Source organism: Paenibacillus endophyticus, assembly GCF_014192395.1.
In the GTDB taxonomy this organism is placed as follows: Bacteria; Bacillota; Bacilli; order Paenibacillales; family Paenibacillaceae; genus Pristimantibacillus; species Pristimantibacillus endophyticus.
Genome location: NZ_JACHXW010000006.1, coordinates 149,838 through 172,588, shown reverse-complemented (window position 1 = coordinate 172,588; position 22,751 = coordinate 149,838). Strand labels below are relative to the sequence as shown.

Genomic DNA, 22,751 nt, shown 5'->3' with positions numbered 1-22,751 from the left:
TCCTCTATTTTCGGATGGTTGTTCATTTCTAAATTGCAGCGAAGCTTCATCATCTTCACCACGATCTCAAACTATATAGTTGTTAAAGCTATACTGTCGGTATTAATTGGTTGGGCTTTAATGCCGTTTTATTTAATATCGTATTTGTTTAAGTTTGTCCGATATATAACCAAGGGCTTTTCTCGCACGACTTAAACACAGAAATACCAACAGGTAATCCTATGGGAGAGGTAATGACCTCTCTCTTTTTCATTAATTTCAGCATTCGATACTTGCCTTAAAAATTGCAAATTAGTTCACTAAATCTTCTTTATTACCACAAAAAGTGTATTTTTACATAATCAATAATAATCAATTATGGTGAAACAAGGGGAACAGTAATGTAATATAACGAAGGGAAGTGGAACCATGTTAGATAATTATGAAGACATATTAACAGTTAATGATTTAGCTGATATGTTGAAAATCGGAAAAAACACCGCTTACCAATTAATAAATACTGGTCAAATAAAATCAGTAAAGTTAGGTAGAATTCATCGAATTCCGCGGCAAAACGTTATCGATTACATCATTGAAAAATCCCGTTAACATCTTTGTTATAATCCTCTCTCCTGTTTTCAACTACAGGAGAGAGGATTATTTTAGTACTTCAACAAATTAATTCCCTCTTTGCCTTTATGCCTGCAGTCATAAAAGCTTTTATAAGCAGAAGAATAAGCTTCATAAAGATGGGTCTTTATTTCATCCGGTGAGGGAACATAGATCGGCAGGTCACTCTTAAGCATATCTTCTAAGTGCCATTTATACGACTTCTCATTATTCAACAATGAGTATACACAATAATCTAAGCGGATTTCTCCCGATACTTCACTGTGTTTTGACAAATGGTTTTCTTTAACTTCTTGTAGTAGACATCGTTTTGTAAGATCAAAAATTTTATTGTAAACATCCCAAACTCGTTCATCGGTGAACAATTGCTCAACATAATAATTATTAATCAATAATGTCTTGACTCCAAACGAATTAATCGCCGCAATATGTCCTACACCATTAAACATTTCACGTTTATATTTGTTTCTCTCTTTATAGTGTTTTTTATCAATAGTTACTTGCGTATTTTCCAATCGAAGATTTTGATACTTCATGTAACCAGAATCATCCCGGAACAAATTGACGAGGTTGTAAATGTCATATAGGTTAGTCACTTCATTAAATAGAAACAAGTTCAGTGAACAATTATACATTTTAGCATCTTCACTGCCAGCAAGGGACTGTATAAATATTTTGAAGTTCCGCTGTGCTTGTTCCATGATTTCCTGCTCTTTTGGATACTCACTTCTCGTCCACTTTAGTGCTAAGAACTCACCATTGATGATATTGAACATTTTTCTGTTATCCCATTTCGGGAATTTTTTGTAGCTGAAACAAAGTGCATATGCATACCATGGGAAACAGATTTTCGGAACTTTTAAATGAATAGTCTCTACATGGTCTTCAATTACTGCAATCAGTTTATCCGGATCTGTCAGGCCCGTCTTTGATATATATTCTACAACCTTCTCTTTAAAGTCGCTGGCTTCATAAAACAGTTCTTTTTTAATTTTGGCACTCCCTGATTGAACTTCAAAATAGTTAGTTAGATTAACCATTGCATCCTTAAGTAGCGCCATCTTTATATCTTCAAAATACATAGTGAGAAAAACATCGTAGTCGTGCTGAGTTAGGGATGGTTCATCGCTGTTGAGTTTCCAGAAGTTTCTGCATCCAAGCAATAACCCAAAAAAGGTCATTATGTTTTCATTAAACAACAATTCCTCGAAATTTCCTTTTTCGTCATAGACTATCTCGAAGAGCGGGTATTCTTCATTGTCTCGTTCGAAATTTTTAATCGCACTCTCAGCTTTAGCTATTATATCTCCGATCATCTGTTGAGTAATATCAGACATCATCAGAATCCAAGCCTCCCGAAAAAATAAAGTGTTCATCCTGTTCATTCTAAATCAGTCAATTACTCAATGTAAAAACTTTATATACCGATAGCTTAAATACTATTTATTTACTTCATTCTTTCAAAAGATCTAAAAAAGGATGAACACCATGAACGTATCCTATATCAAAAGGTTTCTATATTTCCCTTGTGTCAATACTAGTACACTACACAAAGTCATAAGAACTATGTAGTGCACCTATATATGAGTATCAATGGGCCTCTAGTATACTCAATTCAACATCACCTAGGGCCCAGGGATGAATCCAAGAAAAGGGTGAATCCAATGAACCAAGAGAAATTCAAAAAACAATTCAAGGCGCTTATCGAGTACTGCTCTAAAAACATCGACAAAAGTGTATGCTTAGAAATCAAAAGTGAATCGGCGTCATTAACCGGAATTTCCAAAAAAATGCTTGCACCACAATCAGCAATCGTTTTAATCCAACTCAATGAACAAACTTATGTCAAAGGGTGCTTAGATGGGGTCTATTTTGAATCCTCGTCAATTGATGGTTTAAACGCTTCCAACTCTATTTTACTCGGCATAGATTGCAGAAGTAAAGACAACAACATTATTTACTATAAATCAGGCAGAACTATCGGTAGGGTCTTTTCAAGTTCACCTCTAAACTTAAATGAGGCAGTATATATCTTTTGGGAGTATGAAGCGAATGCGTGTTTAACGGTTTGTTCCTTTGATCCAGTACGAGATGTCGTTGTAAGAGAGGTTGTTTCTGCTCGGGATGAACCTATGAAAAGATTTTTAAGAGCAGTTATTAGGCAAGCCCTACCTTCCATCGAGGCGGAGATTGAAGACAACGAAACTCCTTTTTATTTAGAAGATGATTCGGAAGAGGAGGAGCTCGAGCATGAGTCAACGTCGGAATGGGAATAGTCAAGTTGAAATGGTGGACCACTCCTTCATGTTGGGAAATACCTTAACGAGTGGTTTTGATCCGAATGACGAAGAAAATGACACTGACTTCAATCCAGTTCCATGTCATGCCCAGGACGAACAAAGGCATTTAGGAGTTGGTATTGAGGCTGATGGATGCAGTGGATTACCTCTCAATCAGCTAGAGGAAGACGATGGTTGTATCCCTGATAATCGTGAAGAAGAATCGATTTCCTCAATCGGACATATTTTAGAGGAAAAGTCTAATAGCTTGATTCCATTAATACGGAACGAACCAACCAAATCACCTATTAGAATTTTCCCTCCTAAATCACTTCCTTCGAAAATTGAACTTAAAAAGCAACAACCCAAAGAGGAGTCACCTAATCGAAAATCCGATACAACCAGGATTTCTAATCACAAATTAGCTGACCTTTTAATGGAACGATATCGTTTTGCAGTCATTGAAAATAACTTATATTACTGGAATCAAGCACTGGGATATTTCGTTGGACTTGTAGGTGCTAAAGGAGATATATTCATTCGTCAGTGCATCCCAGACGATTATAAGGGACTTATTACCTTCAGGGTAAGTGAAGAAATAATCCAGTGGCTAAAAACCAAAGACCAATTACAAGTAAGTGAAAGCATCCTAAATAAACGAAAAGAATATGTTGCTTTTTCCAATTGTATTGTCAAAATTAGTGACCTTTCTGTACATCGACACAATCCAGAATTTTATTTTACGTCTATTGTTAACACTGAGTATCCAATTCAATATCCGGCGACTGGATATGTTTTCGAAAAGTTCATGCAACAAGTTACAGGTGGAAATAGCTTAAAATACCTAAGGCTTCAAGAACTATTTGGTTATGTTATATCAGAAATCCGTGAGGTAAAAGCCATCCCTTTCTTATTGGGTCCTAAGGATTCCGGGAAGTCCATTTTCCTCAAACTTCTCGAACACATGATCGGTCAAGAGTTCTTTACCAATCTAAGCTTCGATGAACTGAACCAACCAAGTTTCTTGTGCCAACTCTTTGGAAAAAAGCTAAACGCATGCGGTGAAGTCTCGGAAGTAGCTTTAAACCGTTTGGATAATTTCAAAAAGTTGTCAGGTGGAGACTATGTCATGGCACGTTTCCTTTACGGTCAAGCATTTAAATTCATCAACCGAAGTGTTCTATTATTTGCTGGAAATGATTTACCAACTATTAAGGGGATAGACAGGTCAAACGCCTTCAGCCAGAGGTTATTAATTTTCCCTTTTCTTTTCCAAGTCCCAAAGGAACAGCAAGATATTCATCTCTTAGATAAGCTTCTAAAAGAAATGCCTTATATCGCCAAGTGGTCAACTATGGGACTACGACGCTTGTGCCAGAACAATTTTCAGTTTACCACTTGCGAAGAGATTGAAGATATTACTCGTAAGTATTCAGAAGAAAACAACACAATTAGAGGTTTTGTGAATGCTTGTTGTATCTTAGATCCTGACTTAAGAACTCATAATGAAACCTTAGAATCTGCGTATAGAAAGTATTGTAAATTAAACGGACTGAGCGCTGAAACCGACAAAGCTTTCCACAAATTCATGCAACGTAGTATTGGTTTAAAGCATACACGGTTTAGATTGAAGTTGGAAAACAAGAACGGATATTTAGGCATTGCTCTTAAGGACAATTATATTAAATCGGTAGAAATAGAATATGACCTAGAATCATGACACTATGGAGAAGCTCCCTCTTTCCAGAAAAAACATCCTAGATTTAACAGTAAAATTAATCGTCAATAGTATGGCTTAATTTCGATAACTATCTGGAGGTATATATCATGACTACTCAAAAAAACACCGATTTAAGGTTCGCCGACCCGTTTACTTGGGAGGATTTATATGAACAGCAAGTAAATCGCAAGGAACAGAAGCGGGAAGTCAATAGGAAAAAGTATGCTCAGAGATTCGCTAAACAACGAGAGATTCTTTCCATTACTACAAATGGAAAGGTGTAATAAAACAGCGTAGGCAACTTTCAATCAATCTCGATTATATATCATTATCTGACTGCGATGTCTTAAAACGAGGTGGACTAAATATGAAAATCACTCCAATAGACTACAATGCTGTGTATTTTTCTAGTGACGCTCACTGGCGTAACTTTCAATGTTGTACAAACAAATTTCCTTATCACACGAAAGAATATATTTCTACTTGTTACGTGGCCGCATATCCAGATATTTTCAAGTGCTTTGAGCTTGGACAACAGGAAAACGGACCATTCGACTGGTACTTTGATTGCTTGGATAACATTACACTCCAAGAGCATCGCCCCACAGGTTCAACAGCTCCACTAACCGGACAAACTACTGCACTTGTTCAATTGGCTCTTAATCTGTGGAACGGACATTCATTTGATCTAGCAAGTGGACTTTCGATATGGGACTCCGAGCTTTATGCAGTCGCACTTCAAGCGATCAATCTACGACAACAAGGGAGGTCCATAATCCATGAATAAATCTGACTATCCACTTATCCTGCAGATCAAAGACGTGAAAGAAATTTTAGGAGTATCCCGCTCGACAGCTTACGAAATTGCTAGAGAGCCGGACTTCCCGTTACTCATCATCAACTGTAGAAAAGTCGTATACAGAGACGACTTTTTCAAATGGCTGGATTCCAAACGCGCCAATCCTAATGTGATATCAGCATAACGGAATCTTCTACGTAGAGATGGCTTTTGCCATCTCTACACTTTTTGTGAAAGGATGATCATTTATGAAAGGCTACTTTAGAAAACGTGGTTGTAAATGCGGCGGTAAACGATGTACTTGTGATGCAACTTGGTCATTTTCCATAGACATCGGTCGCGACCCACTCACGGGTAAACGAATCCAGCGACAAGTTGGCGGGTTTAAGACTAAGAAGGAGGCTCAAGCTGCATGTGCTGCGATGCATACGGAGCTTGCGGAGGGAACATACATAGCCGAAAAGGAGATGTTATTCCCTACTTTAGTTGAAGAATGGCTGAAGCTCTATGAAACTACGGTTAAAATTAGTACCGTACGTGTTCGAAAGCATGAAGCATCTCGACTGCTTGATTATTTTCAAAATCATCAGGTGAAGAGCATCACTCGGAAAACCTATCAAAATGCCCTGCTAGACTTGTACGAGCGCGGCTTTGCGTTAAATACGATTGCTGGCGTTCACTCGACAGGACGAATGCTTTTTACCAAGGCAATAGAATTAGAAATTATTAAAAACGATCCAACGCAATATGCAAAGTTACCTCGCCCACAGAAGACAGTTGAGGAAATTGAAGCGGAAGAACATGCGGTGAAATACCTTGAAAAGCACGAACTAGCTAAGCTTCTTCAAACAGCAAAAACGAAGGGACTAACGAACGACTATATAATCTTCCTGACTCTTGCTTATAGTGGACTTCGAGTCGGTGAGCTCTGTGCATTGAAGTGGAAAGACTTTGATTTCAATGAACATACCCTATCCGTAACGAAGACTTATTATAACCCAACTAATCGGGCAACTAAGTATCATTTGCTGACACCTAAGACAAGCACATCGAAACGAACCATCGAGCTAGACCCACTGGTATTTAAGGAGCTATACAAGCTAAAATCTCGTCAAAATGAGCTTAAGATGCTGCATCGATATGTGTATTACGATCAAGATTTTGTGTTTGCCAAAACAGAGAAGGATATGGGCTATCCTGAGTTCATTAAAACGATCCAGAACCGTATGAGAAGGCTTCTACGGCTCGCTGGCTTGAATGAGACACTAACCCCTCACTCATTGCGCCACACGCATACATCGTTGCTTGCTGAGGCTGGCGTCGGCATTCATGAAATCATGGAAAGATTGGGGCATCAGGACGACGAAATCACAAAGCGTGTGTATCTTCATGTCACCAAGACGATGAAGAAAGAAGCCGCACAAAAGTTTAGTGATCTCATGAAGGGCTTATAGTTAGGAGGGCTTGCCGTTAAAATGCAAAGTAACTAAATAAAATCACTTTGCATTTTAACATTTTTTATACCACAGCACAATTATCCAACACGACTCGTATTGAATTTTCAAGGTATCTATTTTACTTAACAATTGAGCATAACCAACTTACTTAATCTAGTTGAGAAAAATCAAGATCAATGATTAAGTCTTCCAATGATCGGTCTTGCTTTTGGCAAAATTTAATTAAGTCTTGCAGCATTTCATTACCATCTTCGTCATAATAATTAAGAACAAATGCCATATCATCGTTGATAGTGTCGATGCTAATAAATCCTGAGCGTTCAAGAATCTCGATTTCTTCTCTCACTTGCTCTTTTGTTAAGTTTAGCTTTTTTCTTAAGGTCGGCTCCGAAACGATAAGACCAAGTCCACTCGAATGGGAACGAAGACATGTTGTAGCAAAGTACAAGTACCTTCTTGTGTTATCCTCCAAATCTGCAAGGACGTCTGCTAACTTATCCAGTTGCACTTTCACATCTTGTTGTTCTTTTTTATCAAACTTAAAATGATAAAAGTAAGCAGTTGCTTTATAGGGATGAACCGTTTCAGGCACGTGATCATATAGCGGCTGACGGACCGCCTCAATCACCTGATTGATGTTTTTGTTAATGTACTTTCGAACTTCGCTCAGTTTTTCGTCATCAAGCGCATCGATTTCAAGGATCAGTCCGTACAGGTCCTGCACGACGATTTGGTACTTATCCGAATTTACTACGGCATCAGCGACAAATACATCAAACTCCCCCCTTTTAAACGTGTAGGGGTTTTTAATAGGTGGAGTAAAGCATTTTTCACCGATAATAAAGTGCAACAGGGTATCGAAATCTTTATAAAATGCTTTTTTTTCAAATTTATTCACGGTATACTTGAGTTTATCTTTTAGGCCGTTCGATGTAATCTGAACTGCAAATTTATTAACTTTATCCTTGAGGTCAATGGCAGGGTAGTTCTTTTTTAGCGTTTTTAGATTGTACCCATACATGAGATTAAAAAGACCAGCAAAGAAAGATTCACATTGTTTGTTAGTCGTGTGTATGTCAAGCTTATTCGAACTGAACTTGATGTAGTATTGAAGCAGGGACAAGCCCTTCATAATGTCATCAAGTTCTTTCTGCCGCATAAACGCCAATATTAACTACCTACCTTCATTGACTATTTTCTTCACTCTCTCTCAGTACAGCTCACATAAAGATGTAACAGTAATGTGCCGAGCGCAAAAGACACCTTAGAGAAACATGGGACGTAGATCCCGTATTCTCTAAGGTGTCTTCATTTTACACTATGTGGGCAAAATGTGGGCAATCCGAGTTTCCTCGAGGAGAAACCCTTGCCCCACAAGGCTTTTCAGCCTATATTACATCATGCCGCCCATTCCGCCCATACCGCCCATGTCAGGCATGCCGCCGCCAGCGCCTTTAGGCTCTGGTTTATCAGCAACAACGGCTTCAGTTGTCAGGAACATAGCTGCAACGGAAGCTGCGTTTTGAAGAGCAGAACGTGTTACTTTAGCAGGGTCAACGATACCAGCTTCGAACATGTTTACCCATGTGCCGGTAGCAGCGTTGTAGCCTACACCGATTTTTTCGTTTTTCAGACGCTCAACGATAACGGAGCCTTCTTGGCCTGCGTTAGCTGCGATTGTGCGAAGCGGCTCTTCAAGGGAACGAAGAACGATGTTTACGCCTGTTTGCTCGTCGCCTTCTGCTTTAACAGCAGCAACTGCGTTATATACGTTAATGAGGGCAGTACCGCCGCCCGATACGATACCTTCTTCAACCGCTGCACGAGTGGAGTTGAGGGCATCTTCGATGCGGAGCTTGCGCTCTTTCAATTCTGTTTCTGTAGCTGCGCCGACTTTGATTACTGCAACGCCGCCTGACAATTTTGCAAGACGCTCTTGAAGCTTCTCACGGTCAAAGTCGGAAGTTGTTTCTTCCAGTTGAGCGCGGATTTGGTTCACGCGAGCAACGATGTCAGCGGAGTTGCCGCTGCCGTCAACGATGATTGTTGTTTCTTTTGTGATGCGGATTTGACGTGCGGAACCTAGGGATTCCACGCCAGTTGATTTCAGCTCAAGGCCTAGCTCTTCCGTAATCACTTGGCCGCCTGTAAGAGCAGCGATATCTTGAAGCATTGCTTTGCGACGGTCGCCGAAGCCTGGAGCTTTAACAGCTACGCAAGTGAATGTTCCACGAAGTTTGTTCACGACTAGAGTCGCTTGCGCTTCTCCTTCTACGTCTTCAGCAATGATTAGCAATTGCTTGCCGGATTGAACGACTTTCTCAAGAACCGGAAGGATCTCTTGAATGCTCGTAATCTTTTTGTCAGTGATAAGGATGTATGGGTTGTCAAGGATTGCTTCCATTTTGTCCGTGTCAGTAATCATGTATGGTGATACATAACCACGGTCGAATTGCATACCTTCTACAACTTCAAGCTCTGTAACGAAGCCTTTCGACTCTTCTACAGTGATAACGCCGTCGTTGCCGACTTTTTCCATAGCTTCTGCAATCAATTGGCCAACTTCGTCATCAGCAGATGAGATCGATGCCACTTGTGCGATCGATTGTTTGCCTTCGATTGGCTTGGAGATCGCTTTAAGCTCTTCAACAGCAGCTTTAACGGCTTTCTCGATACCTTTGCGGATAACCATTGGGTTAGCGCCGGCAGTAACGTTTTTCAAGCCTTCGCGAATCATCGCTTGTGCAAGAACAGTAGCGGTAGTTGTACCGTCACCAGCAACGTCGTTTGTTTTTGTTGCTACTTCTTTAACAAGCTGAGCGCCCATGTTTTCAAAAGCATCCTCAAGCTCGATTTCTTTGGCGATGGATACACCATCGTTCGTGATAAGCGGGCTTCCGAATTTTTTCTCAAGTACTACGTTACGGCCTTTTGGACCTAGTGTAACTTTTACCGCATTTGCAAGAGCGTCAACTCCGCGCAGCATTGCGCGACGAGCGTCTTCGCTAAATTTAATTTCCTTAGCCATGAACAGAAACCTCCCAAAATAGTTTAAGTAAGATGCTTTTACGTGTCTTGCCTTCTATGTGACCCTGGCGGGCTGCTATTCAAAAATCGCGTGAATTTCGCTTTCTTTCATAATCAAATACTCTTTGCCTTCGTATTTGATTTCAGTGCCTGCATATTTGGAGAAAAGAACGCGGTCGCCTTCTTTCACTTCCAAAGCAATACGAACGCCATCTTTCAGCGTACCGCTGCCTACTGCGATAACTTTGCCTTCTTGTGGCTTTTCTTTCGCCGAATCCGGCAATACGATACCGCTAGCGGTTGTTTCTTCCTTCGCGATTGCTTCGATCAATACGCGTTCACCCAAAGGTCTGATCATTGAAAATAGCCTCCTTCAAAATTTGTCGCTGCTTTTATTCTCGTTAGCACTCGAAACCTTCAAGTGCTAACAACTATTTTTATCATACTCATTTTCGTTGCCAATTTCAAGTGCTTGGTCTTAATTTTCCGTTTATTTACACTGAAGCGTCGGAAGTCTCTCCCCATCAAGCCCGCATGGCCGTTTTCAGCATAAAGAGGATGCCGGCTAGCAGCACCCTCTTCCTCCATCCAAACGATTTATTTCTTCAATCTACGATTGCGAATGAGAATAAGCGTTACTCCTGCCAAAATAATCATAACGGAAATGACCGATGAAGTGATCCAGCCCTTTGAGCTGGATTTGCCAGACTCGGTTTCTCCCGCTACTTCTGCACTAGCTAGTTGTGTGTCCCCATCAACGGATGCGGTTTCCACCTCCGCACCGCCAGTATCCTCCGATGCAAGCTCGCCTTCCGCTACAGGAGATTCAGACACCGCTACAGCTTCTGCTGCAAGCTCGGTAGATTGTGGCGAAGGCTCTGGTGATGCAGTTGCAGTTGCTGCTTCTGGCTCTTCAGAAACAGCAGCAACCGGCTCCTCTGTAGCTTTGCCCGCCACCGCCGTTGGCGAAGCACTATCCCTTACTGGTTGCTCCGCAGCGACTGCAGTTGCTGCAGGCTCCGTTGAAGCCGGCTTTGATGTCGGCTTTGGTGTCGGCATCGCCGTTGCTTTGGGCACCGTAGTCGCTTTTGGCGCATCGGTCGGCTTTTTGGTAGCTGCGGGTGTCTCTTCCTTAACGACCGCTGGCTTGCTAATCAGCTTCATGCTGCTCGCATCGAAATCGAACCGAATCGTGTAGTCATGGTCATAATCGATATCCGGTACCGTGACGTGAATTTTAGACAGCATAGTCGCTGAGAGATCTGCTACGCTGAACTGCGTCAGACGTGTATCGTCTGCTTTGTTGCTGCTCACCACCTTGGCCTCAGAATAACCGCCGCTGCTGGTAGGCGTCTTGAACTCCGTGACCCATTTGCTGTGGTTGATTTGAATCTGAATCGTCAGCTTTCCATTATCGACAATTACCTTGGCAGGCTTCTCCCAATAGTCATTGGCCATCGAAGCCGATTCATCCTCCGCTTTCTTGATCACATAATCGATGCTGTATGTACCGTCTTCATATTCCGCCGCACTTACGACAGGTATCGCGAACAATACGACAAAACAAACATAAAAACTGATTAATAATGACAATTTACGCATACTTTTTCCGCCTTTCTTCTATAATAAGCAACAAGATGTGCTCATTTAGGATTAAATGCTCACCGGTATCATATACAGCCCTGTACTCTCATCCTGCTTCAAAATAACGTCAACGCCGTACGTGGCTTTGACGATCTCCTCGGTAATCACGCTCTCCGGCGTACCCTCTTTGACGATTTCACCGGCCTTCATCACAATAATCGTATCGCTGTATCGGATAGCTTGGTTAATATCATGCAGCACCATGACGATGGTCAGTCCATAGGTTTCGTTTAGCGTTCGAACGAGCTGGAGGATCTCGATCTGATAATAAATATCCAGGAAAGTGGTTGGCTCATCCAAAAACAATATGTTTGTTTTTTGCGCCAACGCCATTGCAATCCAAACGCGCTGCCGCTCTCCTCCAGACAATTGGTCCAGCTTCAGAGAACGTTTATCCTGCAGATTTGTACAAGCCAGCGCCCATTCCACTGCCTTCTCGTCCTCTTCCTCCGTCTGCCCGAATAAGCTGCGATGCGGAAGCCTGCCGAAGCTCGTCAGCTTCTCAACGGTCAAATCGGAAGGAGCCTCGTTCTGCTGATGGACAACTGCCAGCCGCTTTGCCAAATCCTTCGGTTTCGTTAAGCTGAGCGCTTTGCCGTCAAGCACAATCTCGCCTGCTTGCGGCTTATAGTTTTGAGACATCACGCCAAGCAGCGTAGACTTTCCACAGCCGTTCGGACCGATTATGGTCGTAACCTTGCCCAGTGCGATATTGCTGCTTATCCGGTTCAATTGGTCGGTTTTCCTATCATAGGAAAACGTAATCTCTTTAATTTCCATGGACGCGATCACTCTTTCTGAGCATGAATATAAGGAACGGACCGCCAATCACTGTCATAATAATCGAAGCCGGTATTTCCGTGGGTGCGAGCAGCGTTCGCCCTAATGTATCAGCCGTCAAAATGAGCAGCGCTCCTCCGAGTGCCGAAAACGGAATAAGCACCTTATGGTCAGAGCCAACCAATAGGCGAGCGATATGCGGTACAAGCAAGCCGACGAAGGCTATTAATCCGCCTACTGCTGTTGCCACGGAAGCCAGCAGCACCGCGACAACGGATATAAGCAGCCGTGCTCTCGTTACGCGCAGGCCTAGATTTTTAGCCGTCTTATCCTGTAGGCTCAACATGTTGCACCATGAGCTCAGCAGCAAGGAAAGCAGCAACCCGACTATTCCGTATATCGCGATGATGTTTACATCCTGCCACGTCTTCATTGTAAAAATAGACGAGATTGCTTGGTTGACGCTAGTTACCGCATAGCTCCCTCTGTAGTTAAACGACTGACCAAGTCCCGTGAACGTTGCATTGATGGCAATTCCGACTAAAATCAGTCTTAACGGGCTCAGCCCTGATTTCCAAGAGAGCGCGTAAACCAGGTAACAGGCAAACGCTCCCCCGATAAAAGAAAACAACGGCATCCAAAAAAACAATCCCGGAAAAATCGTTACAATCAGCAGGGAAACCAGACCCGCTCCTGAAGAAATGCCGATAACGCCTGCATCCGCAAGCGGATTGCGCATTACAGCCTGCAGCAGCACGCCTGAAACAGCGAGTGCCGCTCCCGTCAACATGGAAACGATGATCCGCGGGAATCTCAAATCTTTGATAACCTCAACCTGCTCGTTCGTGCCTGATAGCAGGCCTTGGAACAGCTCCAATGCTCCTACCTTGATGCTTCCTGTCATTGCCGAAATCATGATAGCCACTGCAAGCAGCACGGCAATAATGATAAAGCTTGCGATTTTCCTAATCATAGCCAACTTCCTTCATCTCGTGATCCTCGCGGAATAGCTGCCTGCAGCTTAGGGATACAGCATTTCCATTAAGGCGTCCATTGCATCTACTGCGAATAGATTGCCTGTCGTTCCGAACAAAGCTTCTTCCAAGTCATAGACACGATCGTTCTGGACGGCTTTAAAATGCTTCCAAATATCATTTTTCTGAAACTCCTTGTCGAACATCTTTACCACTTCTTCCGGCATGCCGTGCGCTGCACGCAAAATAACGTCCGGATTCGATTGATGCAAGTATTCGGTATTGGAAGCTAAATATTCAACATTCTCGCCTTGTGCGATATTGACACCGCCGGCGAGGCGAACAAGATCACCGATATACGATTTCTCAGTTGCAACAAGGTAGCTTCCGGGAACGCCTAGGAGAATAAGAACGCTCGGCTTCTCCTTATTGGCGGTCGCCTCGTGAATCTCTGCCACTTTATCGTCAAACTTAGTTACAATCGCTTTCGCTTGCTCTTGTTTCCCATAGGTATCGCCTAGCTCGGTCAATGCTTTATTCATGCTCTCCACGCTCGTCAAGTTCAAGAAGCTTGCCTCTATGCCGGCAGCTTCGAAAACAGGCTTGAGGTCATACTCCAGCGTGGTCACCGATAATACCTCCGTAGGCTTTAATGACTTGACAAGCTCCATATCCGGGCTCATCGGATTTCCGACACGTGTTACGGCATCGTAACGGGCAGGCAGCACTTTGGCACTGGTTGGTACGCCAATAAGGTCTACCTCGAGCGCATCCAGCATTTGAGTAATCGCAACTGTCGTAGAGATGACGCGCTGCTCTGGTTTAGCCGCAGCCGACGGCTCAGCTTCCTTTGCACTCGTCTCTACTTCGGTGGCGGCTCTGCCCACATTTGAACAGCCAGCAGCTAAGATGACGATTAACAATAGCAGCATTCTGCTCCATGCTTTGTTGATCAAGTTGTTGCGCTCCTCTCTCTTTCTCTCATGCATAGCATGACGAGGACACCGGCTCTGCGGCATCCTCGTCGTTGTTTCGTGTTGTACGTTTTTCGTATGATTATTTGTCCGCTAGAAGCTCCATCACAAGAGTTAGCGCCTCATAACGGGCTGCACTCGCTGCAGGATCGAACTTATTCCCGCCTTGCCTTGGATAAATCCATGCTCGGCGGCTTCTCCAACTAAGGATGGTTTATCGCTATTGTCAGCTGATAATATGAAAAAACGCCTATCTTCATCGCTCTATTCGCCTACCTTGACGGGCAAGGGCCGGCTGTGCGATATGCGCTAGTGCTGTATACTCGCCATCTTCCAGCGCAACATCCGGAGTCGTTGCCACTGCCCCCCCACATTCACAATTGAGAGAAGCACCGCTACTGCGAGCAACATGCCTACCCATTTTCTAAGCTGCATTTTCAACGCTATGATACTTCTATGTGTGTTTGGAATCGATAACCGAAAGTTAAAAGTTAATGATTATCATTCTCAATATGCAAATAAAAAAAATAACCTGTCTGTTAAAATTTCCTCGACGATTGGAATGCACTAGACCAGCTCGGCTTACCGCCTAGTCCATGAAGTCCATGTAAAAAAGCCTGAATCGACACTTCTCAATATTTTCTTATAAACCCGCACCTCTTCCAAAAATATTCAGCACTGTAAACTCGTAATAGATATTACGTTAAGATTTCAGTACTCGTCAACCGTTATTAAATTTTCGAATAGTGCGCCATACCAAGCTTTAACTATGCTATTCTGAGTGGAAAATATAAACATTTCCTGCGGCAAAAACATGTTGACAGTGACAGCAACTTTCACTATCGTTTAAGTGATATTGATAATCACTATCATTTATTCCCCAGCTTGGAGGTTCACATGAAGAAAGGTTTGCTTATATGCTGTGCTGCTTTTGTATTATCACTAACTGCCTGCAGCACCCAGGCTGGAGGCATAGAACAGTCTGTCAATCAGCAGCAATCGCTCATTCAAATTAAAGATTTTGCTAATCGCAACATCGCTTTCGATGAGGTGCCTCAGCATATCGTAGCGCTGAGCAACGGTGAAACCGATATTATTTATGCGCTTGGCGGAACCCTAGTCGGAAGGCCTACCTCCACGACTCCCCTTGCTTCCAAAGAAGCAGAGGCCGTAGAGCAGATCGGCTCCGCGCATGAGGTTGACTTAGAGAAAATTACGCTTCTCCGCGCAGATGTGGTACTCGGCAACAATCCAATGAATACGAAGGACGTTCCGATTCTAGAGGGTGTTGGCTCCAAAGTTATTCTGACCAGCGCGAATTCGATTGACGAGATCAAGAAACAGATTGAGCTGTTTGGGCAGCTTCTCCAAAAGGAGCAGCGGGCAGATGAGCTTATAAAGCAAATAGACGAGAAAATCAAGCAGTACGAAGCCAGCTCAGACACTCCTAAGCCGCGCGCACTGCTCGTTTATGGTGCTCCAGGAACGTTCATGGCTGCTTTGCCTAATTCATTAAGCGGCAATATATTGGAGCTTGCCGGGGGAACGAATATTGCTTCGGACTATCCCGGCTTGCAAAGCTATCCGCAGTATGCGCAGCTCAATTCAGAGAGAATCGTCGAAGCGGGCCCTCAGCTCATTCTCATCATGACCCACGGAGACCCCGAAGAGGTGAAGAAAAGCTTCCTAAAGGAAATGCAGACCAATCCCGCATGGAGCAGCTTAGAGGCCGTCAAGCAAAATAAAGTAGAGGTGCTGCCCTCCGATCTGTTCGGCTCAAACCCTGGCACAAGAGTCATGGAGTCGCTCGAGCTATTGCATGGGAAACTAGAGGCACTGCAGCAATGAGAGGACCAAGATGAGTAGACAAATCCGCGCAAGAAGAAGAACGATTGCGTTAATTACAGCCCCTGTCCTGCTGCTGTTAAGCGTATTTTACGGCTTATCCTTCGGTTCCGTGCCGATTTCGCTCAGAGAAATCTGGATGATTATCACGACTGATTCGCAATCCGCCCATGACACCATCATTATGAACCTGCGGCTCCCCCGCGTGCTTGTCGGCCTGCTCACAGGCGCTTGCCTTGCCGCAGCCGGCGCCATTCTGCAAGGGGTTATGCGCAATCCGCTTGCCGACCCCGGCATTATCGGCGTTTCGGCGGGAGGCGGCCTTGCTGCCGTCATCACGATGGTTTTACTGCCTCAGCTTAGCTATTTGCTGCCTGCGGCTGCTTTTATCGGTGCTTTTGCCACATCCATCGTTATCTACTTTATTTCTTGGGATAAAGGCACCTCCCCCGTCAAAATCGTGCTGGCAGGCGTTGCCGTCAACGCGCTGCTCGGGGCGGTCATGAACGGCATTATGGTCGTCTACAGCGACCGAATTCAAGCGGTTCTGCCTTGGCTGTCCGGTGGCTTGAACGGCCGAAGCTGGCATCATCTTTCCTTTATGGCGCCTTACGCGCTGGTTGGCCTCGGATTAACCATCGCGGCCATAAAGCCCGCTAACCTGCTCCTGCTAGGAGATGATTCTGCTAAGCTGCTCGGCCAAAAAGTAGAGCTGCAGCGGTTGCTGTTAATTCTGCTTTCCTCTCTGCTTGCAGGCGCTGCAGTCAGCGCAGCAGGCTTAATCGGCTTCGTTGGGCTCGTCGTCCCCCATGCCGTCAGGCTGATCATTGGCGAGGATTACCGCTTCCTGCTCCCCGTTTCCATTCTTGGAGGAGCAGCGCTAGTCGTATTTGCCGATACGATAGCCCGAACCTGGTTTGATCCGATCGAGCTTCCCGTTGGCATTTTGCTTGCCTGTGTCGGCGCACCGTTCTTTCTATATTTGTTAAGGAAAAGGAGTAATTGGAGATGACAAACACTCCTTCAGCGATTGATTTGGAGAAAATAGAGCATGAAATGGGAATGTTTCAGCTCTTCGATGTTACAGCCTCCGTTCCCGAAGGTAAAATGACAGCGATAATCGGGCCTAATGGCTCCGGCAAATCTACCCTTCTCAAAATCGTCGCCAAACTGCTGAAAGCAGACAAAGGCGACGTCAGCGTACAAGGAAAAGCAGCTGGCGTCTATTCCAGAGCAGACTACGCTAGAACCATATCAATGCTTCCCCAAGCGAAAGAAATGCTGCCGGAGCTCACCGTTCGCGAGCTTATCGCATTCGGCAGGTCGCCTCATAAAGGCATGTTCAAGCAGAGACTGACTGATGAGGATAACAAAATCATTGATTGGGCGATGAAAACGATGAGCATACGGCGGCATGATGACCGCATGTTCCACACGTTGTCGGGAGGCGAGCAGCAAAAAGCACGGATTGCAATGGCGCTTGCCCAGAAAACCAGCATCATATTACTCGATGAGCCTACGACCTTCCTCGATATTTCACATCAGCTCGAAGTGATGGGCATGCTGCGAAAAATCAATCAAGAGCAAGGCATCACGATTGTCATGGTTCTTCATGACTTGCAGCAAGCCGCAGCCTTTTGCGATCACCTAATCGCCATGAAGGACGGAGAAATTGTTTCAACCGGCAATCCGCAGGCAGTCATTACGTCCCGCTTTTTGAGGCAAGTATACGAAATCGAAGCCAAAGTAAGCTTTGAGCAAAATTACCCAGTCATTATTCCGATACCTAGAAATTACGAGGAGGATGCAACTATGATTATTGTAACGAACATATCGCAAATTACGAAAGGAAACGGTGACAAGCTGATCGAGCGGTTTGACCGGATTGGCAAGGTAGAGGGCATGGAGGGCTTCCTCGGTCTTGAAGTTCTGCTCACGCAGAACACGAAGGATTATGACGAGGTTTCGGTCGTTACCCGTTGGAATTCCAAGGATGATTTCCAGGCTTGGACGAAAAGCGAAGCATTCCGTGAGTCGCACACGCATCGCAAGACGCCTGACTATATTATTTCCAATAAAATCACTTTCCAAGAAGTGAAAGTCAAGCGCAACCCGCTGCCCCCTATTCAACAAGAGTTAGCCAAGGAAGCATAGATACGGTTGAAGCAGCACCTTTCATTAATCAAGGACTAGCACAACATTCTTTTAGGGAATTGCGGTTCCCACTGTTTGCGCAATATTGAGTTAATAAAGAACCTTCAATTCCACTTATAGCAACGGTGACCCACAAGAGGCTGCTTTTTTAGAAAAAAGAGTCCATCTTGCAGGTCACCGTTCAGAGTGGTTATCGAAGGTTCTTTTTTGGCATTTAATCGGATTAGCCGACTCGGACTTATCCTCTTTCAATAACCTCTTTATGTGTTATTTCAAAGCCGTGTCGATTGGAAACGCTAGACCGGACCATGCCTTCTTAGAAGTCCATGCCTCCTCTGCTCCGCTCCAAAACGCATGCTCCGGCGGCAAGCCCAAAGGCAGAAATACCTCTGCACACAAATAAAGGCTGCCTGTCGAGATATAACGCTCGCCGATGTCCCGTTGATGACCGCAGAAGCCGATCGTCAGCCAGCCGTCCGACGTGAAATTTCCCGGCATTTCGAGCGTGCGCTTGATGGCTGCCGACAAGGCGCTTCTCACCTGCGCTGCGCTGACGCTCTTCGGCAAATCTTCAAGCAGCGCGCTTTGGGCTAAGCTTTGGAATGCTCCGAAGCGGTAAGCCAGCGATCGCCCAATCGGCGGATAAGCGCCATCCGGCCCGATCAGCCGCTCCAGCACCTCCGCATAACGCCGCGCTCTGTCAGCCACTGCCTTGCGCATCGCTCCCCATTCCCCATGCTGCCCGCCTGCTGCTGCAAGCACGTCGAGCAGCATGGGCTGAATGACGAAGCTATTGTAATAATCCCAATGAAAATCAGGTCCATCGCCGTATGCGCCATCACCCAAGTACCACTGTTCATGCTGCTTCAACGCATAATCGATCCGCATCGGGTCCCAGTCGGCCTCGCCTAGTTTGAGCAGGGCAGCCTCGGTCGTTGCCGCAAAGAGCAGCCAGTTGGAGAAAACCGGCTTTCTTGTTCGCGTTTGCTTAAGCGCAGCTGCAAGATTCGCCTTTACCCGTGGCTCCAGCTTCTCCCCGAGTTCAATTGGCGCGCGCAGAACAGCTTGTGCCAGAAAGGCTGCATCGACGATAGGCTGGTAGCCTTCGCTGAAATTCATATAATCCGGAGAATCCTGATCGGTAGCCGCGTCAATGGCCTCGCGTGCAAGCGCGGCATACCGGATGCGCGCCTCTTCTTCTGCTCCAAGGAGCTTGCCGTTCTCCAGCCACGGAGCTATTCCGGACAGCAGCCTGCCAAGCGCCTCCAAATGCGTATATTTGGCGCGGTCCGCCTTAAGCTCAGCTGCAGCCAGCGTCCGTTCCGCTTCCGTCTCTCCTTCGACGTCCGCGAATTCAATCGGCATCTTCTCTTTTAATCGACGCTCCGCCAGCGCCTCCAAAACCGGATTGCTTATGCGAAGCATCTGCTCCAGCCAATACTGACGGTCAGTAAGTTTGCTATAAATAGGCAAGCCGTTGGTCATATTCATGATGCCTCCTACCAGAATGTTGCCGAGTTTCCTCGCAATCTCGCTAATCCCTCAACAAAGAAATAATCGCCATAAATAAGCGGCACATCAATATTCCTCCGCTCAGGATAATGGCTTGTCCCATGCAGAATCAAGCCCTCTTCCGCTTCATTGTCCCATGCCCCGTAATTCTCGTACAGAGACCGCAGAATGCGCTCCCCCGCAGCCTGATAAAGCCCAGCCTCCTCGCTCGGCACCGCCCGCGCGATTTCGAGCAGGCCGCAAGCCGCGCAGGCGCCAGCCGAACTATCCCGATAGCGCTCGACTCCCGTTGGCAATCGGAAATCCCAATGCGGGACAGAGTCCTCCGGCAATTGGGCTAGGAAGAAATGCGCAACCCGCTTCGCGGCATCCAGATACTTGAGCTCCCCAGTGTAGCGGTAGCTTAATGCCATTCCGTATATCGCCCAAGCTGCACCTCGCGACCAAGCCGAATTCGGTGCGAATCCTTGCCCGCCGTTCACACTCTCGAACTCACCTGTCAGCGGATGGAAGACGACGATATGATTGACGGAGCCATCCGTACGAATGAAATGCTCGAGTACCGTATCCGCATGCTCCATTGCCAAATGCTTGAATCGCGGGTCGTTCGTCGTCTCGCTCGCGAAGTAGAGCAGCGGCAAATTCATCATGCAATCAATAATGGCCCATCCCTCGTTGCGGTCACCCTCGCCCCACGGATTCCATGCGCGAATATAATTTCCTTTTACGTTAAAACGGCCGCTAAGCACACTCGCCGCAAGCAGCGCACGCTTGCGGGACTGCTCGTCGCCCAGCAGCTTATAGCGCGCAACGCTCGTAAGCGACCACATGAAGCCGATATCATGATCGAGCTTGTCGAATCCAAACAGCACATCATCGAGCTGCTGCTCGCAAGCCTCCGCGATCTCCTTATAGCGCTCATCCTTCGATTCCGAATCACGGTACAGCAGCCATAGCAGACCTGGCCAAAATCCAGCTGTCCACCAGTGCGGAGCCTCAAGCACGTATGACCCATCCACACTTGCGTGGGGGAACCTTGCCCCAATTCGCGTACTTGTTCTCGTCACTTTTTCATGCACTTTTCCCCAGGCTTCCGTTGTCCAACTGCTCGTTTCCATATTCGTTCACGCTCCTCGCCTCTTATCGATTGTTATGAGTCAAATTGAAAAGTAAAAGCAGCTATAAAAGGAACCGCAGGTAGAGCGGATGCTTCAAAATCAATCGTATGCCAATGCCGCTCGCTGCCATAATGATCGATGTCGCTTCTTGCCGTTACGACAGGACTCCAAAGCTGATGATTATAAATCATGCGGAGCCTTCGTTTTCCGATGAATAAAAGCTCGCCAGCCTTCGTTAGCTCTGGGGCAAGGTACGAAATAAAACGTTCTGTTATTGGGAAGTTGGTGAGTCCCTTGTCTCCCTCACCTGGCAAGAATGAAAAACGATCAATAAGAGACAGACAAGGCAGCTCTTCTTTTTGCCAATGGAAACGACGCCCTAAACGCTCCAGCTGCGATAACCCATAAGCTCCGCTAATCTCAATCTCTAATAGGTCTTCTCCCTCTGCTGAAGCCGCTTCCACGACCTTCGCCCGAAATTGCTGGCCAGCCTGTTGATGCGAGCCGTTGACAATCGGTACCGAATGTCCTTGAGAGCCGTTGCACCATATGGCATAACGCCCCTTGCCGAAATAGTCTGCCGTATATTTGCCGCTGCCCAAATCCGCCAAATAAGCTTGTCCGTCCGCATGAAGCAGAAAGTGGCCCACGTCATTATGGTTGTGCGGTTCCGCATTATGGCCGCCCTTAGCGGAGAAGCTGTAGCTCCCTCCATTCGTGCTTACATGCCTGGACAACAACCATGCCACATCAGGCAAATAATACGATTCTGCCGGCCAAAGCGCCTTGCCGCTGCTCGAGGCGAGCCATTCTTCCTTCGCCCACATCAGGTTGCGGACAGCAGGTGCCCAGCGGCCGCAGTAATCGGAAGAATAGGCTGCCCGCAGGCTCGCATCCGGCACAATAACCTCAGGATACTCCTTATGCAAGCAGCAGCTTAATCCCATAAATATACCGCTTTCATTTGGCGCATCAGAAAAATTGACGACTGCATTGCCGCTTGTGAAGCTTTTCTGCTGGAAAAGCGCAATCTCCTTCACTTTTCTTGCCTCAAACAAATCCATTCGGCCTTCGGTCGCCTCTTTAAGCAGCTGGGCAAAATAAACAAAGTAACCAAACCCGTATTGCCAATAGGAATACCCCTCCGCGCAAGCCCCATCCTCGCCGAAGCCGTCCAAATAGTAATCAAGCGAACGAAGCACCCGCGCAAGCAGCTCGGACAACCTGCCGGTATCGTTCATGAGATGGAGCGCAGCTGCCCCGATTGAGCCTGCGCAAACCGCAGACCAATTATGCTCAGCCGTCTCCCACCCATAAGGCCCCAGCTCCAAAAACGGGCGAAATAGACGGTTCTCAATCTCCGTCTCTATCCTCTCGCGCAGCAAACGCGGCAATCGTTCGCCAAGCAGAAGCAGCACCTCGCTTAAGGCGAACCCCGTTTCCGCCGCAAACAGATCAATATCCGGCTTCTCCGCCCGTTCATTGAAATGTGCAGGCAGGCACCAGGTGAATTCATTGCAAATGGACCAGATCGTGTCCAGCGCTGCGGTCTCGTACAGCTTATTGCCCGGCTCTTGCAGCGCCATAATAACAAACGCATTCATTCGCTTGCGCCTATCAAAATATACGTTCTCGTAGGCTAGACGTTCACCTGTATCGCCAAAGACGCGAAATAGCGAGAACGTAAGCTCAGGGTCCGCTGCTTTCAAGCGATTGTCGGCATCCGCCCGAATCTCTTCCATTAACGTGCCGTTCAAAGCAGTACCCCACAGGCTATCTGGAGCGCTGTCCCCTAGAATAAGCGATATCCCGCGTTTTCTGCCCAGCTCCAGCATGCTTTCAATTTGCTCGCGTTTCAT

Annotated in this window: 21 protein-coding genes; 10 read left to right on the top strand and 11 right to left on the bottom strand. The window is 45.9% G+C overall.

From position 1 onward, the window contains the following. Positions 1–408: 408 nt before the first annotated feature. Complete coding sequence (locus FHS16_RS12320; RefSeq protein ID WP_183562424.1) at positions 409–588, top strand: helix-turn-helix domain-containing protein; 180 nt, start codon at positions 409–411, stop codon at positions 586–588. Between the two features lie 53 nt (positions 589–641). Here FHS16_RS12320 and FHS16_RS12315 read toward each other — a convergent pair whose 3' ends face one another. Then, on the bottom strand, positions 642–1,949 hold the full coding sequence (locus tag FHS16_RS12315) for a hypothetical protein (RefSeq protein ID WP_183562423.1): 1,308 nt from the start codon (positions 1,947–1,949) through the stop codon (positions 642–644). A 324-nt stretch (positions 1,950–2,273) separates the two neighbouring features. On the opposite strand from FHS16_RS12315, the gene FHS16_RS12310 reads away from it, so the two are divergent. The 6 genes from FHS16_RS12310 to FHS16_RS12285 all read left to right on the top strand — a co-directional run bounded on the left by FHS16_RS12310 (position 2,274) and on the right by FHS16_RS12285 (position 6,861). Further along, entirely contained in the window at positions 2,274–2,885 is a 612-nt protein-coding gene (locus FHS16_RS12310; protein WP_183562421.1) for a hypothetical protein, read from the top strand. Next, positions 2,860–4,608: a DNA primase family protein gene (locus tag FHS16_RS12305; RefSeq protein ID WP_183562419.1), complete on the top strand. Its 1,749-nt coding sequence runs from the start codon at positions 2,860–2,862 to the stop codon at positions 4,606–4,608. Before FHS16_RS12310 ends, FHS16_RS12305 begins: the two co-directional genes overlap by 26 nt. Before the next feature lie 107 nt (positions 4,609–4,715). Then, positions 4,716–4,892, top strand: coding sequence for a hypothetical protein (locus FHS16_RS12300; protein WP_183562417.1), 177 nt, complete (start codon positions 4,716–4,718; stop codon positions 4,890–4,892). Positions 4,893–4,975: 83 nt separating this feature from the next. Next, a complete protein-coding gene (locus FHS16_RS12295; protein ID WP_183562415.1) occupies positions 4,976–5,395 on the top strand; it encodes a DUF2538 family protein in 420 nt (139 codons plus the stop codon). Next, positions 5,388–5,591: a helix-turn-helix transcriptional regulator gene (locus tag FHS16_RS12290; protein ID WP_183562413.1), complete on the top strand. Its 204-nt coding sequence runs from the start codon at positions 5,388–5,390 to the stop codon at positions 5,589–5,591. Before FHS16_RS12295 ends, FHS16_RS12290 begins: the two co-directional genes overlap by 8 nt. Before the next feature lie 64 nt (positions 5,592–5,655). Next, positions 5,656–6,861 carry a site-specific integrase gene (locus FHS16_RS12285; protein ID WP_183562411.1) on the top strand — a complete coding sequence of 402 codons (1,206 nt, stop codon included), beginning with the start codon at positions 5,656–5,658 and terminating at the stop codon, positions 6,859–6,861. Between the two features lie 151 nt (positions 6,862–7,012). On the opposite strand, the gene FHS16_RS12280 is transcribed toward FHS16_RS12285, so the two are convergent. From FHS16_RS12280 to isdE, 7 genes are all read right to left on the bottom strand, one after another. Continuing rightward, a complete protein-coding gene (locus FHS16_RS12280) occupies positions 7,013–8,023 on the bottom strand; it encodes an SMEK domain-containing protein (protein ID WP_246431737.1) in 1,011 nt (336 codons plus the stop codon). A 234-nt stretch (positions 8,024–8,257) separates the two neighbouring features. Then, on the bottom strand, positions 8,258–9,892 hold the full coding sequence (gene groL / locus FHS16_RS12275) for a chaperonin GroEL (protein ID WP_139992719.1): 1,635 nt from the start codon (positions 9,890–9,892) through the stop codon (positions 8,258–8,260). Positions 9,893–9,967: 75 nt separating this feature from the next. Further along, positions 9,968–10,249 carry a co-chaperone GroES gene (groES, locus tag FHS16_RS12270; RefSeq protein WP_054026679.1) on the bottom strand — a complete coding sequence of 94 codons (282 nt, stop codon included), beginning with the start codon at positions 10,247–10,249 and terminating at the stop codon, positions 9,968–9,970. A 239-nt stretch (positions 10,250–10,488) separates the two neighbouring features. Next, positions 10,489–11,493, bottom strand: a complete 1,005-nt coding sequence (gene isdC, locus FHS16_RS12265; protein WP_183562407.1) for a heme uptake protein IsdC — start codon at positions 11,491–11,493, stop codon at positions 10,489–10,491. A 51-nt stretch (positions 11,494–11,544) separates the two neighbouring features. Then, positions 11,545–12,315 carry an ABC transporter ATP-binding protein gene (locus FHS16_RS12260; protein WP_183562405.1) on the bottom strand — a complete coding sequence of 257 codons (771 nt, stop codon included), beginning with the start codon at positions 12,313–12,315 and terminating at the stop codon, positions 11,545–11,547. Next, the gene (locus FHS16_RS12255) at positions 12,305–13,288 is read right to left on the bottom strand and encodes a FecCD family ABC transporter permease (RefSeq protein WP_183562403.1); all 984 of its coding nucleotides are present in this window, start codon (positions 13,286–13,288) and stop codon (positions 12,305–12,307) included. Before FHS16_RS12255 ends, FHS16_RS12260 begins: the two co-directional genes overlap by 11 nt. A 48-nt stretch (positions 13,289–13,336) precedes the next feature. Next, on the bottom strand, positions 13,337–14,242 hold the full coding sequence (gene isdE, locus FHS16_RS12250; RefSeq protein WP_312890882.1) for a heme ABC transporter substrate-binding protein IsdE: 906 nt from the start codon (positions 14,240–14,242) through the stop codon (positions 13,337–13,339). Between the two features lie 918 nt (positions 14,243–15,160). Here isdE and FHS16_RS12245 point away from each other — a divergent pair. The 3 genes from FHS16_RS12245 to isdG are packed head-to-tail and all read left to right on the top strand — an operon-like array spanning position 15,161 to position 18,262. Next, positions 15,161–16,111 carry an ABC transporter substrate-binding protein gene (locus tag FHS16_RS12245; RefSeq protein ID WP_183562399.1) on the top strand — a complete coding sequence of 317 codons (951 nt, stop codon included), beginning with the start codon at positions 15,161–15,163 and terminating at the stop codon, positions 16,109–16,111. Between the two features lie 10 nt (positions 16,112–16,121). Beyond that, positions 16,122–17,120 (top strand): FecCD family ABC transporter permease, encoded by a 999-nt coding sequence (locus tag FHS16_RS12240; protein WP_183562397.1) that lies wholly within the window; start codon positions 16,122–16,124, stop codon positions 17,118–17,120. Continuing rightward, entirely contained in the window at positions 17,117–18,262 is a 1,146-nt protein-coding gene (isdG, locus tag FHS16_RS32250; protein WP_281379081.1) for a heme oxygenase, read from the top strand. The genes FHS16_RS12240 and isdG overlap by 4 nt, the downstream gene beginning before the upstream one ends. Positions 18,263–18,529: 267 nt before the next feature. Here the strand turns inward: isdG and FHS16_RS12230 are convergent, their stop codons facing one another. From FHS16_RS12230 to FHS16_RS12220, 3 genes are read right to left on the bottom strand one after another with little or no spacing between them, the layout of a single operon-like run. Then, on the bottom strand, positions 18,530–19,753 hold the full coding sequence (locus tag FHS16_RS12230; RefSeq protein ID WP_246431724.1) for a DUF2264 domain-containing protein: 1,224 nt from the start codon (positions 19,751–19,753) through the stop codon (positions 18,530–18,532). 8 nt (positions 19,754–19,761) lie between these two features. Further along, positions 19,762–20,892, bottom strand: coding sequence for a glycoside hydrolase family 88 protein (locus FHS16_RS12225; RefSeq protein ID WP_183562395.1), 1,131 nt, complete (start codon positions 20,890–20,892; stop codon positions 19,762–19,764). A gap of 32 nt (positions 20,893–20,924) precedes the next feature. Then, the gene (locus FHS16_RS12220) at positions 20,925–22,751 is read right to left on the bottom strand and encodes a heparinase II/III family protein (protein WP_183562393.1); all 1,827 of its coding nucleotides are present in this window, start codon (positions 22,749–22,751) and stop codon (positions 20,925–20,927) included.